The organism is Georgenia subflava (assembly GCF_009193155.1).
Lineage (GTDB): Bacteria > Actinomycetota > Actinomycetes > Actinomycetales > Actinomycetaceae > Georgenia > Georgenia subflava.
This window is the reverse complement of the sequence record NZ_VUKD01000002.1, coordinates 444,568-462,436: the sequence shown is the minus strand read 5'-3', so window position 1 is coordinate 462,436 and position 17,869 is coordinate 444,568. Positions and strand designations below refer to the sequence as shown.

Below are 17,869 nucleotides of genomic sequence, written 5' to 3'. Positions count from 1 at the left end.
ACGGCTTGCACGAACGGATGCCCGGCCTTTCGGCCGGGCATCTGCTGATGAGGCCGGGCGTCCAGTCGTCTCGCAGGCGGTGTGGACGGTAACGCGCCGGCGGCACCGGACCGTGCCCGCCGTCTCGGCTCAGCGCACCCGCACGTCCATCGGCCGGGAGGTCACACCGTGGTGGACGGCGTCGCCCGCGTACTCGACCGTGAGCGTGTGGGTCCCCCGCCCCGTCAGCCACACCGTGGTACCGGCGAGCGACGTGCGGGAACCCGTGCGCAGCAGCCGCGCCGTGTCCACCGGCTCGTCACCGTCGAGCACCGTGACGGTGCCGGTGGGGGCGGTCTCCGGGCCGGTGAGAGAGGCGCCGACGATGGTCAGCGTGCCCCACGGCAGCGGCAGGCCGAACGCCGTCGCCCGGATCGTCGGGGTCTGGAGCTGCGGCACGTCCTCCCCTGCCTCGACCAGGACGGCGACCGTGCGGGCCGGCACCGTGACGGTGCCCGTGGCCGCGTCGTAGGTCGTGCCCTTGACCACCTCGTCCGCACCGTCGGCCTGGACGGGCGAGAGGACGTACTCCCGCCCGGCGAGCTCGACGACCGTCTCGGTCACCGCCTCCGGCGAGGCGTTGAAGACCGTCAGCAGCCCGTCGAGCTCGGGGTCGACGTCGGCGCCGGCACGGTCGTCGACGTGCATGACGATCACGCCGGGGGTCGCGTCGGGACCTGAGTTCGGGAACGTCACCTTCTCCTGGATCGCCGCTGCCGTGCCGAGACGGAAGAGGTCCGTCGAGCTGCGCAGCCGCAGCACGTCCTGCGCCTGGGCGGCGGACGCGGCGATGTCCGCCGGGGTCGGCGCCAGCTCCGGGTCAGCCAGCAGCGGGGCCATGACGGCCCACTTGTCGGCGTTGTCTGCCGCCGGCGGCAGCCCGACCCCGAAGTTGTTCGTCTGCATGGACCAGTCGAGCAGGTTGAAGTGGTCGCCGGAGTTGTAGCTGTTGCGGTCCAGCGACTTGCTCCGCAGCAGGTCCGCGCCGGCGTGCCAGAAGCTCGGGGTCTGGGACAGCGCCGTCGTCGCCAGCGACAGGGTGTTCATCCGCACCCGGTCGGCCATCGACGTGTCCACGGGCAGCTTCAGGACGAGGTTGTCGAAGAGCGTCTCGTTGTCGTGCGCGTCGACGTAGGTGATGACCTCCTCGGGGCTGTCGGCGTAGCCCGCGGGCTGGCCGTTGTAGTCCAGCTCGTCGCCGCGCTGGACCTCGCCGGCGCTCGTCAGGAAGGAGTACTCGCGCAGGTTCCCGGCCAGGCCCAGGCGGACCAGGTCGGTGGCGTGGGCGAGCCGGGCGGCCTGCTCCTCCGGCGTGCCGGCGGCGACGGCGTTCGGGTCGGTGGACAGGCCCGAGCCGAAGCCCTGGTGGGTGCGCTGGTCCTCGTCGAACGGCCCACCACCTCGGACGGCGTCCCGCAGCCGGTCCGAGAAGGTGCCGATGCCGGTTCCGCCGAGCTGACCCTGGGTTGCCTGGGTGAAGCGGGCGTTGTCCGCCACCTCGCCGAAGTTCCAGCCCTCGCCGTAGAGGTAGACCGACTCTCCGTCCACGCCGTGCTCGGCGAGGGTGAGCTCGTCCAGGGCGGCCCGCACGGCCAGCATGTTCTCGCGGCTGTGGTGGCCCATGAGGTCGAAGCGGAAGCCGTCCACGTGGTAGTCGGCGGTCCAGGTGACGACGGAGTCGACCATGAGCTTCTCGGCCATCTCGTGCTCGGTCGCGATGTTCTGGCAGCAGGTCGAGGTCTCGACGGCGCCGGTCGCGTTCAGGCGGTGGTAGTAGCCGGGCACCACCCGGTCGAGGACCGACTTCTCGGCCTGCCCGGACTGGGCCGTGTGGTTGAAGACCTCGTCGAGGACCACCTGGAGGCCGGCGTCGTGCAGGCCGCCCACCATGGAGCGGAACTCGGCCACCCGGTCGCCGCCGTGCTGGTTGCCGGGCGAGGCGTAGGACCCCTCCGGGGTGGAGAAGTGGAACGGGTCGTAGCCCCAGTTGAAGCCGTCCTCGTCGGCGACGGCGGCCACGGCCGCCTGCTGGGCGTCCGAGTCGGGTGCGGCGTCGGCCGGGATGTCCGGCACGGCTTGGTTCCCGCGCACCTCCTCGATGGTGGCGATGTCGAAGGTGGGCAGCAGGTGCACGGTGTTCATGCCGGCGTCGGCGAGCTCGCGCAGGTGGTCCGTGCCGGCCGTGCCCTCGAGCGCGAAGGCGGCGTAGGTGCCGCGCAGCTCCTCGGGGACCGTGGCGTCGGCGATGGAGAAGTCGCGCACGTGGAGCTCGTAGATCGTCCGGTCGACCTGGTTCTCGATCTCCGGGGCCGGGGTGTCCGCCCACAGCGCGGGCGCCCACTCGGGGTCGTCCAGGTCGACGAGGACCGAGTGCGTGGAGTTGACGGTCAGGCCCACCGAGTACGGGTCGGTGACCATGTTGGTCTCCACGGCACCGGTGGCCGGGACGTAGACGTCGACGGCGTACCGGTACGCGTGACCCGCCCAGGCCGCCTCGCCGTCGACCGTCCAGCCGCCGTCGGCGCCGCGCGTCATCTGGACCGTCTGCGGGTCGCCGCCGCCGGCGCTGTCGGACCAAAGCAGCAGGTCGACGTCCTTCGCCGTCGGCGCCCAGAGCGTGAGGGAGGGTGCGCCGTCGGACCACTCCACGCCGAGCGTGCGGTCGGCGGCCGCGTCGGCGTAGAGGTCGTCGAGGACCCCGGGGACCTGGACGCCGGTGAAGGCCTGGGCGACGTCGTCGCCACCACGCTGCAGGACTGCCACCTGCCCGGTGAGGATCTCCTCGACGGCCGCACGGTCGAGTCCCTCGACCTGGAGCGCGACGGAGCCGGCCAGGTGCGGGAAGCGTTCACGCAGGTCCTCGCTCAGGCCGTCCGGGAGGTAGGTCAGGGCGACCTCGTCGCCGCCGGTGACGGTTCCGTCGACGAGCTCGAGGCCGCCGTCGGGCGCGTGGTGCAGCGACCAGGCCAGGTCGGCGGGGTCGACCCCGCCGAGCAGGTCGGTGGGCCAGGCGAGGGTGCTCGCGTCGAGCCAGTGGGCGCGCTGCTGCCCGAGGCCGGCGACCGGCGGGTCGGTGACCTCGATGGTGAGCAGGTGGGTGGTGATGTCGTAGGAGAACTCGACGCTCTTCCCGGCGGTGGCGGTGAAGGTGTAGTTGGCGCCGTTCGGTGCGCCGCCGACGCCGTAGTTCTCGTCCCAGCTGCGGTTGTGGGCGACCTTGACCTCGTACGAGCCGGTGGGCAGCTCGTCGGTGGTGAAGGTGAAGACGCCGTCCTGGTCGGGGTCGAGCATCCAGGTGGCCATGCAGTCCGGTGCCCAGTCGCCCGCGCAGCCGAGCTCGGACTGCAGCGAGCCGGGCAGGGTGACGATCGGTCCCTGCGAGGTGTTGGTGAAGTCGTGCGTGACCGGGTCGTAGAAGAAGGTCACCGGCCCGCCGGCGTGGGTGTAGGCGACGTTGGCCCCGCCGGGCACCCCGCCCGCGCCGTAGTTGACGTCCCAGCTGCCGCCGACGGCGACCTTGTACTCGTAGCTCCCGGCGGGCAGGTCGAAGGTGCCGGTGTAGATGCCGGACTGCTCGTCCAGGGTCAGAGCGGCCTCCGCGCAGTCCGGCTGCCAGTCGCCGGCGCATCCCATCGCGGCGTTGTGGCTGCCGGGGACCGTGACGAGGAGGTCCGTTCCCGGATCCTCGGCCGGGGCGCCGGAGACGTCGACACCGACCGAGCCGACCGTGGACGCCGCGGCCTTGTTGCCGGCGGCGTCGACGGTGACGGCTCGGTACTCCACGAGCGAGCCGGCGGGGAGACCGGCCGTGTCGTGGAAGACGCGTGGGGTGTCGTCCTCGGCGGTGCCGAGCGTGGTCCAGCCCTCCTCGCCGACGAGGCGGTACGAGAACGTGGTCTCGGCCCAGACGTCGTCGGCGACGTCGGCGGTGACCGGGGCGAGCCCCTCGACCTTGCCGCCGTGGACCGGGGTGAGCGTGATCGGCCCGGCCGTCGCCGGGGCGCCCACGGTGCGGTCGGCCCTGAGGGCGAGCGCGCCCAGCGCCGGGACGGTGAGCGTCACGGAGCCGGCGGCGTCTGCGGTCACGGCGACGTCGGTGCCGTGAAGGGGGTTGTAGGTCGCGCCGGGGGTGAGGGTGGTGAACGTGACGGCCTGGTCGGTCGTGGCGTTGTTGACGGCGACCAGGTGCTCGATCTTCTCGTCGCGGTCCACCCGTGCGAAGGCGTACACCCCGGGGCCGTCCGTGGCGTGGAGCTCGATCTGCGCGCCGGCGTCCAGGGCCGGGTGCGTGTCGCGAAGGTCGGCGAGCGCGGCGATGTGCGTGTACAGGTCGGAGCCGGTGTCGAAGTGGTCGCCGGTGCCGTAGGTGGTGCCGTCGAGCAGCGGCTGGTCGACGTACTCGTCGGTGGCGGAGGCGAACATGTCCTGCCGGGCGGACTTGTCGTTGCCGAGCCCGACGAAGCCCTGCTCGTCGCCGTAGTAGACGACCGGCTGTCCACGGGTGAGGTACATCAGCGAGTGTGCGAGCCGGGAGCGCTCGAGCTCGGAGCCGCTGCCCTGGAGCAGGTGGCCGATGCGCCCCATGTCGTGGTTGCCGAGGAAGGTGGGCAGGGCGTCGGCGCTGCTCTCGGCCGTCGTGTAGTAGTCGTCCGAGGCGAACAGGCCGGCGAGGCCGCCAGCGGTGAAGCCCTTGGCGTAGTTCAGCGCGGCGGACTGGTAGGCGAAGTCCAGGACCGAGGACATCTCGGTCTTGCGCACGTAGGGGGAGGTGAGCCGGGCGTCGGCGTCGTAGACCTCGCCGAAGGTGAAGAAGTCCGGGTTCGTCGCCTCGGCGTGGGCGTCGATCGCGGTGGTCCACTCCTCCCAGAACTCGAAGTTCACGTGCTTGGCGGTGTCGATGCGGAACCCGTCGATGCCCAGGTCCATCCATGCGGTGTAGATCTCGGTCATGGCGTCGACGACGACCGGGTCCTCGGTCATGAGGTCGTCCAGGCCGTCGAAGTCGCCGTAGGTGACGGACTCCCCCGACCAGGTCGAGTTGCCGCGGTTGTGGTACCTGGTGACGTCGTTCAGCACCTCGGGCACGACGTCGCCGGTGCGCACCGGGGTGTACGGGAAGGAGGTCTGCGCGTCGAGCTCGGGGAAGGCGTCGCTGCCCGCGACGTCGGCCGGGTCGAAGGGGGCGCCGGCGGCGTCGAGGTAGGGCGCGGTGGCCTTGTCGACGTAGCCGTACTGCCCCTCGGCGTAGTCGATGAGGTCGGCGGTGTGGTTGGTGATGATGTCGAAGTAGACCTTGATGTCGCGGGCGTGGGCGGCGTCGATGAAGGCCTCGAGCTCGGCGTTGGTGCCCAGGTGCGGGTCGATCTGCGTGAAGTCGGTGATCCAGTAGCCGTGGTAGCCGGCCGACGCGGCGGCGCCCTCGCCCTGCACGGGGTTGTTCTTGAACGACGGCGTCAGCCAGATCGCCGTGGTCCCGAGGCCCTCGATGTAGTCCAGCCGCTCGCTGAGGCCCGCGATGTCGCCGCCGTGGTAGAAGCCCTTGTCGCTCGGGTCGAAGCCGGAGACGAGGCGGTCGTCACCGAGGCCGGCGGTGTCGTTCGCCGGGTCGCCGTTGGCGAACCGGTCGGTGAGGACGAAGTAGAAGCTCTCCCCTGAGCCCGCGGTGCGCACCGGCTCGGCGACCAGGTCGTCGTCGGCGGCGGTGTACCCGCCCGCGATGTCGAGCACCTCGAGGCTGACGCGGTCGGTGGTGTCGTCGAACTCGAAGCGCAGGGTCGCCGGGGCGGTGAGGTGCAGGGGGACGTTCTCGCCCGGGTGCGCCTCGTCCCAGGTGCCGTCGAGGGCGACCTTGTACTCGTAGCTGCCGGCGGGCACCTCGGTCTCCAGGGCGTAGACGCCGTCGGTCCCGGTGCCGGCGAGCTCCGTGGCCGCGCAGGCGGTGTCCCAGTCGGCGGCGCAGCCGAGCTCGGTCTGCAGGGAGCCGGCCAGGACGACCTGGCGGTCGTTCGCGGCTGCCGCCGGGGCGGCGACAGTGGTGCCCACGGCGGTCAGGCCCGCGAGGGCGAGACCGGTGGTGCTCAGGGTGGCGATCGCAGCGCTGACACGACGGTGCATCTTCGTTGACTCCCCGGGGTACCGGCTGCAGCCCCTTCGCGCAGCTCTGCGGGTGAGGCTAACGCCCTTGCAAGCATTTCAGCAAGGGTTTGCGAGGGCCCCGCGCAGCGCGTTCGCGGGGACCGGTGCAGGGAGCGGAGAGCTCGGACGAGACGTGCGAGCGCCCCGGTCCCGAGGAGGGACCGGGGCGCTCGTGACCGGCTCACATGAGGCCGAGTGACCGGCTCAGATGAGGCCGAGGCCCTTGACGGCGTCGCGCTCCTCGACGAGCTCGGCGACCGAGGCGTCGATCTTCGCGCGCGAGAAGTCGTTGACCTCCAGGCCCTGGACGATCTCCCACTTCCCGCCCTTCGCGCGCACCGGGAAGGAGGAGATGAGCCCCTCCGGCACGCCGTAGGAGCCGTCGGAGACGATCGCAGCCGAGGTCCAGGAGTCCTCGCCCGTGCCGGTGACCCAGTCACGGACGTGGTCGATCGCGGCGTTGGCGGCGGAGGCGGCCGAGGAGGCGCCGCGCGCCTCGATGATCGCGGCGCCGCGCTTGGCGACCGTGGGGATGAAGGCGCTCTCGAGCCAGGACTGCTCGACGAGGTCGGTGGCCGGCTTCCCCGCGACGGTGGCGTGGAAGACGTCCGGGTACTGCGTGGCGGAGTGGTTGCCCCAGATGGTGAGGTCCTTGATCTCCGACACCGCCGCACCGGTCTTGGTGGCGAGCTGGCTCAGCGCGCGGTTGTGGTCGAGCCGGGTCATCGCGGTGAAGCGCTCCGCCGGGACGTCCGGGGCGTGCGCGGCGGCGATGAGCGCGTTGGTGTTGGCGGGGTTGCCGACGACGAGGACCTTGACGTCCTCGGCCGCGCCGGCGTTGATGGCCTCGCCCTGGGGGCCGAAGATGCCGCCGTTGGCCTCGAGCAGGTCACCGCGCTCCATGCCCTTGCTGCGCGGACGGGCGCCGACCAGCAGCGCGACGTTCGCGCCCTCGAAGCCCTTGGTCGCGTCGTCGAAGATGTCGATCCCGGCGAGCAGCGGGAAGGCGCAGTCGTCGAGCTCCATCGCGGTGCCCTCGGCGGCCTTGACGCCCTGCGGGATCTCCAGCAGGCGCAGCCGCACCGGGGTGTCGGGGCCGAGCAGCTGCCCCGAGGCGATCCGGAACAGCAGGGCGTAGCCGATCTGTCCGGCCGCTCCGGTCACGGTGACGTTCACCGGGGTCGTGGTCATCGACGCACTCCTTCGTGGATGGGGAGATATCTCGGCGTCAAGATTACTCCTGGTGGCCGCTGGCCCTCCGCCGGGTCCGTCAACCGGGCACGGTGGACGATCACGACGGCCCTCGGGACCGGGCAGGTGAGCGGCCCGGAGATCGACGACGCCCGGTCGCCGCGCGCCTCTCGGGCACGGGGCGACCGGGCGTACCGGCGCGAGATCAGGCCAGGCGCGCGGCGAGGTTCTCGTCGAGAGTGGCGAGGAAGTCCTCGGTGGTCTGCCACTCCTGGTCCTTGCCCACGAGCAGGGCGAGGTCCTTCGTCATCTTGCCGGACTCGACCGACTTGACGACGACGTCCTCGAGGGCCTCGGCGAAGCCGGTGACCTCGGGGGTGCCGTCGAGCTTGCCGCGGTGCTTGAGCCCGCCGGTCCAGGCGAAGATCGAGGCGATCGGGTTCGTCGACGTGGGCTTGCCCGCCTGGTGCTGGCGGTAGTGGCGCGTGACGGTGCCGTGCGCGGCCTCGGCCTCGACGGTCTTGCCGTCCGGCGTCATGAGCACGGAGGTCATCAGGCCGAGCGAGCCGAAGCCCTGGGCGACGGTGTCGGACTGGACGTCGCCGTCGTAGTTCTTGCAGGCCCAGACGTAGCCGCCCTCCCACTTCATGGCCGCGGCGACCATGTCGTCGATGAGGCGGTGCTCGTAGGTCAGGCCGGCGGCGTCGAACTGGGCCTTGTACTCGTTGGCGAACACCTCGGCGAAGATGTCCTTGAACGCGCCGTCGTACGCCTTGAGGATCGTGTTCTTGGTGGAGAGGTACACCGGGTAGCCGCGCTGGAGGCCGTAGGCGAAGGAGGCGCGTGCGAAGTCGGCGATGGACTTGTTGTAGTTGTACATCCCCATGGCGACGCCGCCGTCCTCGCCGTAGTTGGCGACGACGTGCTCGATGGGGGCGGAGCCGTCCTCGGGGGTGAACGTCACGGTGAGCTGGCCGGCACCGGGGACCTTGAAGTTGGTCGCCTTGTACTGGTCGCCGTGGGCGTGGCGGCCGATGATGATCGGCTTGGTCCAGCCCGGCACAAGACGCGGCACGTTGGAGATGATGATCGGCTCGCGGAAGACGACGCCGCCGAGGATGTTGCGGATCGTGCCGTTCGGCGAGACCCACATCTTCTTGAGGCCGAACTCCTCGACCCGCGCCTCGTCCGGCGTGATCGTGGCGCACTTGACGCCGACGTTGTGCTCCTTGATCGCGTTCGCCGCGTCGATCGTCACCTGGTCGTCGGTGGCGTCGCGGTTCTGGATCGACAGGTCGTAGTAGCGCAGGTCCACGTCGAGGTAGGGGTGGATGAGGCGGTCCTTGATGAACTGCCAGATGATCCGTGTCATCTCGTCGCCGTCGAGCTCGACGACCGGTCCGGCCACCTTGATCTTCGCCATGTCGCGCCACACTCCTGTCCGCCCGGTGGGGCGTCCTCGTCCTGCGCGCCGGGGCTCCGGCGCCACGGCAAGATTACTCGATGTCGAGATATCTTGGGAGCCCGCAAGCGGAGGACGGCCAGCATCAGCCCGAGACGGCGGCCGGGCGCAGACCGCGGCGACAGCCAGGCAGCAGCCCGAGACGGCAGCCGGCACTCGCGGCGACAGCCAGGCAGCAGCCCGAGACGGCGGCCGGGCGCAGGCCGAAACGGCAGCCGGCATCAGACCGAAGGGTTTGTACCGATTACCGGTACAAACCCTTCGGCCCGCTTGGGCCGGGCGGTCAACCCGTCGGTCGGCCTGTGCTGAGCGCGACGAACACTTCGGTCGGGTGTGCTGGGCGTTCGGAGGCTCGTAACCGGCTCAGGCCTGCCCGACGCGCACCCGGTCCACCCGGCACCCGTCCAGCGCGGTCACCGTCAGCACGAGGTCGTCCCAGGTGACCGCGTCGCCCGCGACAGGCACCCGGCCGAGCTCGGCCATGAGGAAGCCGGCCAGCGTGTCGTAGGGGCCTTCGGGCAGCTCCTTGCCGAGCAGCTTGCTGATCTCGGCCCGACCGAGCAGACCCGAGATCTCGCCGGCGTCGCCGGCCGTGACCACCGCGGGCTCAGACTGGTCGTACTCGTCCTCGATCTCGCCGACGAACTCCTCAACGACGTCCTCGAGGGAGACGATCCCGTCGGTGCCGCCGTACTCGTCGACCACGAGCGCCAGGTGGGAGTTCGCCGCGCGCATCTCGGTCAGCGCCGACAGCACCGGCTTGCCCGTGGGGAAGTAGAGCATGTCGCGCACCAGCTCACCCACCGTGCGGGCGTGCGCCGGCGGACGGATGAGGTCCCGGATGTGGATGAAGCCGAGCACGTCGTCGTTGTCGTCGCCGCACACGGGGTAGCGGGAGTGCTCGAGATGGATCACCCGGTCCCGCGCGTCGGCGACGTCCAGGTCGGCGTCGAGGAACTCGACCTCGGTGCGCGGGGTCATGATCTCCTGCACCGTGCGCTCCCCCACCGACAGCAGGTCCACGACCATGTCACGCTCCTCGACGCCAAGCGACTCGTGCCCGACGACGATGGACCGCAGCTCCTCGGCGTCCATCTCCTCCTTCTGCGCGTGCGGGTCCCGCCCGAGCAGGCGCATCACCAGGTTGGTGGACGCGCCCAGCAGCCAGATCACGGGACGCATGACCGTGGCGACCCAGTCCAGCGGCGTCGCCACCAGCAGGGCGAACTTCTCCGCGCTCTGCATGGCCAGGCGCTTGGGGACGAGCTCGCCGAACACCAGCGAGAGGTAGGAGATGACGACCGTCGTGCCGATGAACGCGATGGTCCCCGCGGCACCGGCGGCGAGACCCCATGCCTGCAGGGTCGGGGCGAGCTGCGGTGCGATCTGGGCGGCGCCGTAGGACGCGGAGAAGAAGCCGGCGAGCGTCACGCCCACCTGGACGGACGAGAGGAACCGGTTGGAGTCGTGGGTGAGCCGAGCGACCCGCGCGCCGGCCCCGCCACGTTCTGCCAGCGCGCGGACCTGGCTGTCCCGCAACGAGACGAGGGCGATCTCGGACGCCGCGAACACCCCACCGACCAGGACGAAGACGAGGACCAGGGCGATGTTGAGTGCTATGTCGCTCACCACCACATCATCGGGCATCCTCGGCCGTGGCCCAACACGGGCACCGATGCCGCTGACCACACCCGGTGCGGTCCGGCCGGTGCTGCCCGGGTTCGCCGCACGCCGGTGCTGCGCGGGCTCGCCGCACGCCGGTGCTGCCCGGCTCGCCGCACGCCCGGTGCTCTCCGGCTCGCCGCACCCCAGTCCGGCGGGTGTCAGGTGCTCGGGCGTCGGCGGGCGTCAGGTGCTCAGGTGCTCACGCGTCGGCGGTCGTCAGGTGCTCACGCGTCGGCGGTCGTCAGGTGCTCACGCGTCGGCGGTCGTCAGGTGCTCAGGCGTCGGCGGTCGTCAGGTGCTCAGGCGTCGGCGGGCAGCGTCGCGTTGCCCCACGGGGAGAGGTAGCCGAGCGCGAGCGCCAGGACGAGCAGGAAGGCGACGTCGAACGCGCGCGACCGCGCCCCGGGCACGATCGTCTCCGGTGCGACGGCGCGCGCGACGGCGGCCATGGCGAGCAGCACTGCGAACGCCGTCACCGCCGTCCGGCCGTCGACGACCACCGCCAGCAGACAGACGGCGGCGACGGCAAGCACGGTGAGCAGGGCGACCGCGATGCGCAAGGGAGAGGTGCTGGACATGATGGCGCGAGACTACCGTGGCAAGGTGCCCGATCTCCCCGCCGACCGACCCGACCTCCTGCCCCGCACCGCCGACCGCGTCACGCACCCGCGCTCGGTGGTCGTCGTGGGCGCCGGCCTCGCGGGGCTCCGGACGGCGGCCGAGCTCCGCTCCCAAGGTTTCGACGGCGAGCTGACGGTCGTCGGGGCCGAACGGCTGCCGCCCTACGACCGCCCACCGCTGTCGAAGGAGCTGTTCACCCGGACCGCGCCGGTATGGCTCGCCGAGGACGGGCTCGGCGACCTGCACGAGCTCGCGGACACCGTGCTGCTCGGCCGCCGGGCCGTGGCGCTCGAGCAGGCCGACGACGGCGGCCGGGTGCACCTCGACGCCGGAGACGGTCCGGACGAGCTCCGCGCCGACGCCGTCGTCCTCGCGCTCGGCGCGGTGGCGTCGATCCCCACGGCCTGGGCCGGTGCCCTCACCCTGCACACGGCCGACGACGCCGCGCGGCTGCGCGCCGCCCTGATCCCGGGCACCCGGCTGGTGGTCGTCGGGGCCGGCTGGATCGGCGCGGAGGTCGCCGGGCTCGCGGCCGCGCGCGGGTGCGAGGTCACGGTCGTGGAGATGGCGCCGGTGCCGCTCGAGCGCCAGCTCGGCCCCGTGGTCGGCGCCCGTACCGCGGACTGGTACGCCGAGGCCGGCGTGGACCTGCGGTGCTCCACGCGCGTGGTGTCGGTCCGGCCGGGCGAGGTCGACGTCGCCGCGACGGCCGGCTCGAGCACCCTGCGGGCGGAGGTCGTCCTCGCCGCGACCGGCGTGCGCCCGGCCACGGGATGGCTCGACGGGGTCGTCCCGCTCGGCCCCCGCGGCGCGCTGCCGGTCGACGCGACGGGTCGGGTGACCGACGGGCCGGGCTGGCTGCGCGCCGTCGGGGACTGCGCGGACATGACCGTCCCCGGCCTGGGCGTCGTACCCGGCGGGCACTGGGACGGTGCGCTCAACCACCCGGCCCTGCTCGTCGCCGACCTGCTGGGCCGGGCGGCGCCGCCGGTGCCGGCCCCGTACGTCTTCTCCACCCAGTTCGGCCGCGAGCTGGCCGCCGTCGGGGCGGTGCCGGCAGCGGCGGACCTGCTCCTGCGCGAGGACGGCCGCGGGTGGACCGCCCTGCACGTCGCGCGCGGCCCCGACGGGGTGCGGCTGCTCGGCGGTGCGACCGTCGACCGGCCGCGGGACGTCTCCCCGCTGCGCAAGCTCCTCGCCGGCGGCGCCCGCCCGGCGCTCGACCCCGCGCTGGCCGCCGACCCCGCCGTGCCGCTGCGTCGCGCCACGCTCCCCGGCTGAGGACCGCCGGACCCTTGTCCCGGGCGGCCCGAGCCGCCTAACGTGACAGGTCCGGACAAGGAGGTCCTCATGCGCCGCACACTCGCCGTCCTCGCCATGACCGCCGGGACGCTGATCGTCACCACCACGACCGCCACCGCCGCCCCACCGGACGGCTCGGCGGGCTGCGCCGCGTTCGGGGCGAACGTCTCCGAGCTCGCCCAGACGCTCGGGCCCCAGTTCGGCGCGAACGCCTCGGCCGTGGCCACGTCCGGACCAGGGGCCTTCCCCGAGGTCGTGGTGCGCCCGGAGAAGGCCGCCCTCTGCCCCTGACCACGACCGTCCGGGCCGGCGGGTCCGCCCCCCGGCCCGGCTCTGGTCAGTTGTGAGTGGTCAGTGGAAGAAGTGCCGGGTGCCGGTGAGGTACATGGTCACCCCGGCGGCCGTGGCCGCGGCGACGGACTCCTCGTCGCGGATCGAGCCGCCCGGCTGGATGACCGCGCGCACGCCGGCGTCCAGGAGCACCTGCAGGCCGTCGGAGAACGGGAAGAACGCGTCGGACGCCGCGACAGCGCCGCGTGAGCGCTCGGGCGCCGCGGCGCGCGAGGCGGCGTCGGCGTTCTCGGCCCCGCCGGCGCCGTCGACCTCGCTGGTCACCGGCGCACCGAGGGTGTTGGCGCGCTCTACCGCGAGGCGGCAGGAGTCGACCCGGTTGACCTGCCCCATGCCGACGCCGACGCTCGCCCCGCCCTCGGCGAGGAGGATCGCGTTGGACTTCGCGGCCCGCACGGCCCGCCAGGCGAAGGCGAGGTCGGCGAGCGTGGCGTCGTCGGCGGGCTCACCGGCCGCGAGCGTCCAGGTGGCGGGGTCGTCCCCCGGGGCGTCGACGCGGTCCACGGACTGCACGAGCAGCCCGCCGGAGATCCGCCGTGACTCCACGGCGCCCTGGGGCCCACCCGGGACGCGCAGCAGGCGCACGTTCTTCTTGCGGGTGAGGATCTCCACCGCCTCGGCCTCGAAACCGGGGGCGAGGACGACCTCGGTGAAGACGGGGGCGACCTGCTCGGCCATCTCCGCAGTGACCGGCCGGTTCGCGGCGACGACGCCGCCGTAGGCGGAGACCGGGTCGCACGCGTGGGCCTTGCGGTGCGCCTCGGCGACGTCCGCACCGACGGCGATCCCGCAGGGGTTCGCGTGCTTGATGATGGCGACGGCGGGCTCGTCGTGGTCGTAGGCGGCACGCAGGGCGGCATCGGCGTCGACGTAGTTGTTGTAGCTCATCGCCTTGCCGTGGAGCTGCTCGGCCTGAGCGAGGCCGTCCGGGCCGTACCCGTCGGTGTACAGGGCCGCGCGCTGGTGCGGGTTCTCCCCGTAGCGCAGGACGGCGGAGCGGTCCCAGGTGGCGCCCATCCAGCCGGGGAACCCCGTGGCGGCGCCGTCGACCTCGTCGTCGGGGGCGACGACGTTGCCCATCCAGGAGGCGACGGCGACGTCGTAGGTGGCGGTGTGCCGGAACGCGGCGGCGGCGAGCGCGCGGCGCTGGTCGAGGGTGAACCCGCCGGAGGAAGCGGCGCGCGCGACGTCGTCGTAGCGGGCGGGGTCGACCACGACGGCGACCGAGGGGTGGTTCTTCGCCGCGGCCCGGACCATCGTGGGACCGCCGATGTCGATCTGCTCGACGCACTCGTCGACGCCCGCACCGGAGGCGACGGTGGCGGTGAAGGGGTACAGGTTGACGACCACGAGGTCGAAGGGCACGACGCCGAGCTCGACCAGCTCGTCGCGGTGCTCCGCCCGACGGCGGTCGGCGAGCACGCCGGCGTGGATACGCGGGTGGAGGGTCTTCACCCGCCCGTCCAGGCACTCGGGAAAGCCGGTGACGTCCTCGACCGCCGTGACGGGCACACCCGCGGCGGCGATGGTCCGGGCCGTCGAGCCGGTCGAGACGATCTCCACGCCGGCGGCGTGCAGGGCCGCGGCGAGAGGCTCAAGACCCGTCTTGTCGTAGACGGAGATCAGGGCCCGGCGCAGCGGGACGGAGTCCCCGGCGGGCTCGACGGTGAAGGTCTGCTGGCTCATGGCGTGCTCCTGGGTCGACGGCGGGCGCTCGCGGGCACCGGTGCGGCACCCGACCCAGGCACCCAGGCGTGCGGTGCTCTGCAGGGGACTTCCGGCCGCTCCCCGGTGGTGTGCTCCACCTTCTCGCCAGTCACGACCGGGGCCATCCTAACGCGCACCGAGCGGCACGAGACGTGCGGCCGCACGGTCCGGGACGGTGCCGGCGGTGTCAGCCGGCGGGTGTCAGCCGGCGGTGTCGGTGCCGAGCCGGACGCGACGCCCCTCGATGTGCCAGCCCTCGCGGGCCAGCCGGCCGACCTGCTCGACGAGCTGGGCGCGCTCGGCGACCTTGATCCGCTCGGTCAGCGTCTCGACGTCGTCGTCGTCGAGCACCGGCACGGCCACCTGGGCGAGGATGACGCCGGTGTCGATGCCCGCGTCGACGAAGAACAGCGTCGCGCCGGCGAGCTTGACCCCGTACTCGAGGGCGTCCCGCGGCCCGTGGATCCCGGGGAAGGCCGGCAGCAGCGTGTTGTGGGTGTTGACGTAGCGGCCGTCGAAGCGCTCGAGGAACTGCCGGCCGCACAGCTTGAGGAAGCCCGCCGAGATGACCAGGTCGGGCTCGTGGGCGGCGACCTGTGCGGTCAGCGCGCTGTCCCACTCCTCGCGGCTGGGGTACGCCCCGACCCGTTCGACGAAGGTGGGGATGCCGGCTGCCTGGGCGGCGGCGACCCCGCCGGTGCCCTCGCGGTCGGCGCCGACGGCGACCACCTGCGCGCCGTAGACCGGGTCCCGGGTGGCCTCGAGCAGCGCGGAGAGGTTCGAGCCGCCGCCGGAGACGAGCACGACCAGCCGGGCGGGCCGGCCGGGGACGAAACGGTCGTCGGGTCCGCGGGGCGCGGGTGCGGGACTGGTCACCTGCGCGAGCGTAACCGGCCGGTGCGAGATGATGGGTCCCATGCCCGCTTCTCAGCCACCACCCGCGCCTCGGTCGGGGCGCCCGCCGTCGTCCTCGCCCCAGGGTCCTGACCTCCGCGGTCGCCCGGACGGCGGAGACGACGGCGCCCGGGCCGACGCCATGCGATGGGTGCGCATCTTCGGGCTGGTGCTCCTGCTGGCGATGGGGCTCGGGCTGTTCGCCCTGCCCTGGCCTTGGCCCCTGGCCTCCGGGGTGCTGTGCTTGGTGGCCCTCGCGCTGGGCATCGTGGCACTGGTGAAGGTCCGGGGCGCCAAGGTGCGCGGCGCGATGACCCCGGTGCTGGTCGCGGGCCTCGTCCTGGCGGCGGTGATGGGCCTGGCCACCGTGAGCCAGGCGGTCCTGTGGCGGGAGTACAGCACCTACTCCGAGTGCCTGGGCGCGGCGATCACCCAGCAGGCGAAGGACGCGTGCCGCTCGCAGCTCGAGCGGGACCTCGACGAGCGCGTCCAGGACATGCAGCAGCTGCTGGACAGCGGGCGGGGCTGAGCGGGCGCTCAGTCCTGGGGCTTCTCGGCGGGGGGCCATCGGCGCCACCGGCCGCGACGGCGCTACTAGCCGCGGAGGGTCAGGCCCGGTCGCTCGGCCCGGCGTCGTCCTCCGGGGTGCCCCAGTCGGAGAGCGAGGGACCGGTCCAGCCGCGCGGCCTGGCGCCGGCCGCGGGCGGGTCCTCCGGTCGGGTCCCGTCCGTGTCGCGACCGCGAGCTCCTGCGCCTCCGGTGCCCGGGTCCCGGGCACCCAGCTCCCGGTGACCGGCGTCGCGTGTCTTGACCCACGAGGTCCCGCGGGGCCGGGCGGGCTTCCCACCGTTGTTGGTGACAGCGGCCGGCGCAGACGCCTCGGGCGCCGACGCGACGGCCGCAGCCTGTCCCGGGTCGGGCACTTGCGGGACCGGTCCGACAGTCGCCGGCTCGACGGCGAAAGCCCCGCCGGCTGCACGCCCGACGGCTGACGCCCCGCCGGTTCCGGGCCGAACCTCAGCCGCACCACCGGCTCCAGGCCCAACCTCAGCCGCCCCACCGGCTGCAGACCCGACCTCAGCCGCTCCGCCGGCTCCAGGCCTAACCTCAGCCGCCTCGTCGGTTGCAGGCTCGACCGCGCCGGACGGCACCTGGTCGGTGTCGTGGCCGTCGGTCAGCTCGGGCACGACCCCGTCGCCCTCGTGCCCGGCGGCTGCTGCCGAGCGGGCTTCCTGACGTCGTTCGAGGACACCCTGCGCCCCGGTGCGGAGCGCCGCCACCCTGGCGCCGACCATGGTGTGCGTGCGCGGATGGATGGCGACGGCGCCCACCAGTGCGCCACCGCCGATCTCGGCGAGCAGCAGCGCCGCCACGAGCGGCGCGTCCGCCCCCACCTCGGCCATGCGCCCGGGGCCGAGCGAGCCCGATGCCAGCACGACGAGCAGGGCGGCGACCGCTGCCGTGACGACCGACGCGACGCCGACCGCCAGCACCGCGGCCGACAGGTTCTCCTGCGGGCGACGGCGGCCCAGGAGCAGCGCGACGGCGGCACCCACCAGGACCGGCACGACGACGACCCAGGCCGGTCCGGGCGCATCCGGTGAGGGCAGGGCACCGAGCAGCGGGATCGCCGGCAAGGGCGCGGTCACCACCTCACCGGGGACGAACTGGGTCCCGGCCCCGACCGCGAAACCGGGCCCGGCGGCCCAGGCCAGCGCCCAGACCATGGCGGTCGGCAGGAACAGGACCTGACCGAGGACCATCACCACCGTGCTGACGGCGTCGAGCGTGTAGGCGTCCTGCACCATCAGGACCCGGTCCCAGCCCATCACGAGACCTGCCGTGACGACCACGGTGGCCACGACCGCGAGACCGGCGAGCATCCAGCACGCACCGTGCAGCCCGTCGGTCACGCCGGCCGGCAGCCGCCGGCGCACGACGCTCCACCACCCAGGTCCGGGCACCCCGGAGCGGCGGAGGCCGGAGGCCGTGCCGACGACGGCGACCACGGCACCGCCGATCAGCGCAGGGCCGCGGCCGCTCGGCACCGCCACCAGCAGGGAGAAGCCCGCCATGGCGGTGAGGAAGCCGATCACCATGAACGCGCCGGCGCCCACCGACTCCAGGCGCATCCGACGCGTGGAGCCGTGGACGAGGGCAAGGCTGAGCGCCGTCAGGCCGAGGGGGGCGACCGAGACCGCGGCCCCTGCGCCGACGGTCATGGTGCCCCCGTGAGCGAGCAGCCACAGCGCGGTCCCGGTGCCGGCGGCCGCCTGCCACGAGGCGTCGCCCAGCGCCGGGGCGGCGGCAGTGGCGACGTAGGCGGCGACAGCCGGGACCACGACCGTCAGCCAGCTGAGGAGGGCCGCCTCGACGCCGCCGACGATGCCGCGCAGCCACCCCTCGGGCATGCGCCGGCCGCGCTGCAGCGTCGGTACGTCGATGACGTGCGGCGGTCGGGTCTCGGTCGTGGAAGCCATCGCCCCCATGGTCCGCCGTGCG

Annotated in this window: 11 protein-coding genes and 1 riboswitch; of the genes, 3 read left to right on the top strand and 8 right to left on the bottom strand. The window is 73.1% G+C overall.

The window, feature by feature from the left end:
* Positions 1-129: 129 nt before the first annotated feature.
* The 5 genes from pulA to GD748_RS08645 all read right to left on the bottom strand — a co-directional run bounded on the left by pulA (position 130) and on the right by GD748_RS08645 (position 11,070).
* The gene (gene pulA, locus GD748_RS08665; protein ID WP_152194773.1) at positions 130-6,153 is read right to left on the bottom strand and encodes a pullulanase-type alpha-1,6-glucosidase; all 6,024 of its coding nucleotides are present in this window, start codon (positions 6,151-6,153) and stop codon (positions 130-132) included.
* Between the two features lie 225 nt (positions 6,154-6,378).
* Complete coding sequence (locus GD748_RS08660; protein ID WP_152194772.1) at positions 6,379-7,365, bottom strand: malate dehydrogenase; 987 nt, start codon at positions 7,363-7,365, stop codon at positions 6,379-6,381.
* Between the two features lie 205 nt (positions 7,366-7,570).
* A complete protein-coding gene (locus GD748_RS08655; RefSeq protein WP_152194771.1) occupies positions 7,571-8,788 on the bottom strand; it encodes an NADP-dependent isocitrate dehydrogenase in 1,218 nt (405 codons plus the stop codon).
* Positions 8,789-9,190: 402 nt separating this feature from the next.
* Positions 9,191-10,456, bottom strand: a complete 1,266-nt coding sequence (locus tag GD748_RS08650) for a hemolysin family protein (RefSeq protein WP_152194770.1) — start codon at positions 10,454-10,456, stop codon at positions 9,191-9,193.
* Between the two features lie 335 nt (positions 10,457-10,791).
* A complete protein-coding gene (locus tag GD748_RS08645; protein ID WP_152194769.1) occupies positions 10,792-11,070 on the bottom strand; it encodes a DUF3017 domain-containing protein in 279 nt (92 codons plus the stop codon).
* A 25-nt stretch (positions 11,071-11,095) separates the two neighbouring features.
* Here GD748_RS08645 and GD748_RS08640 point away from each other — a divergent pair, with 25 nt between their 5' ends.
* Together GD748_RS08640 and GD748_RS08635 are read left to right on the top strand one after the other, a co-directional pair.
* Entirely contained in the window at positions 11,096-12,394 is a 1,299-nt protein-coding gene (locus tag GD748_RS08640) for an NAD(P)/FAD-dependent oxidoreductase (RefSeq protein ID WP_226921009.1), read from the top strand.
* 69 nt (positions 12,395-12,463) lie between these two features.
* Positions 12,464-12,706, top strand: coding sequence for a hypothetical protein (locus GD748_RS08635; protein ID WP_152194768.1), 243 nt, complete (start codon positions 12,464-12,466; stop codon positions 12,704-12,706).
* Positions 12,707-12,766: 60 nt separating this feature from the next.
* Here GD748_RS08635 and purH read toward each other — a convergent pair whose 3' ends face one another.
* Together purH and purN are read right to left on the bottom strand one after the other, a co-directional pair.
* Positions 12,767-14,452 (bottom strand): bifunctional phosphoribosylaminoimidazolecarboxamide formyltransferase/IMP cyclohydrolase, encoded by a 1,686-nt coding sequence (gene purH, locus GD748_RS08630; protein ID WP_152194767.1) that lies wholly within the window; start codon positions 14,450-14,452, stop codon positions 12,767-12,769.
* A gap of 53 nt (positions 14,453-14,505) precedes the next feature.
* Positions 14,506-14,596: riboswitch (ZMP/ZTP riboswitch) on the bottom strand.
* Positions 14,597-14,674: 78 nt separating this feature from the next.
* Positions 14,675-15,349, bottom strand: coding sequence for a phosphoribosylglycinamide formyltransferase (gene purN / locus GD748_RS08625; RefSeq protein WP_226921006.1), 675 nt, complete (start codon positions 15,347-15,349; stop codon positions 14,675-14,677).
* Positions 15,350-15,518: 169 nt separating this feature from the next.
* Between purN and GD748_RS08620 the strand changes: the two genes are divergently transcribed.
* A complete protein-coding gene (locus GD748_RS08620; protein ID WP_152194765.1) occupies positions 15,519-15,896 on the top strand; it encodes a hypothetical protein in 378 nt (125 codons plus the stop codon).
* Positions 15,897-15,975: 79 nt separating this feature from the next.
* Here the strand turns inward: GD748_RS08620 and GD748_RS08615 are convergent, their stop codons facing one another.
* Positions 15,976-17,847 carry a cell division protein PerM gene (locus GD748_RS08615; protein WP_152194764.1) on the bottom strand — a complete coding sequence of 624 codons (1,872 nt, stop codon included), beginning with the start codon at positions 17,845-17,847 and terminating at the stop codon, positions 15,976-15,978.
* Positions 17,848-17,869 lie beyond the last annotated feature (22 nt).

Bases quoted from the DNA above. Each gene is read 5' to 3' on its own strand.
- purH (WP_152194767.1), bottom strand. From the start codon at position 14,452: ATGAGCCAGCAGACCTTCACCGTCGAGCCCGCCGGGGACTCCGTCCCG.
- GD748_RS08635 (WP_152194768.1), top strand. From the start codon at position 12,464: ATGCGCCGCACACTCGCCGTCCTCGCCATGACCGCCGGGACGCTGATC.
- GD748_RS08655 (WP_152194771.1), bottom strand. From the start codon at position 8,788: ATGGCGAAGATCAAGGTGGCCGGACCGGTCGTCGAGCTCGACGGCGAC.
- GD748_RS08615 (WP_152194764.1), bottom strand. From the start codon at position 17,847: ATGGCTTCCACGACCGAGACCCGACCGCCGCACGTCATCGACGTACCG.
- pulA (WP_152194773.1), bottom strand. From the start codon at position 6,153: ATGCACCGTCGTGTCAGCGCTGCGATCGCCACCCTGAGCACCACCGGT.
- GD748_RS08645 (WP_152194769.1), bottom strand. From the start codon at position 11,070: ATGTCCAGCACCTCTCCCTTGCGCATCGCGGTCGCCCTGCTCACCGTG.
- GD748_RS08660 (WP_152194772.1), bottom strand. From the start codon at position 7,365: ATGACCACGACCCCGGTGAACGTCACCGTGACCGGAGCGGCCGGACAG.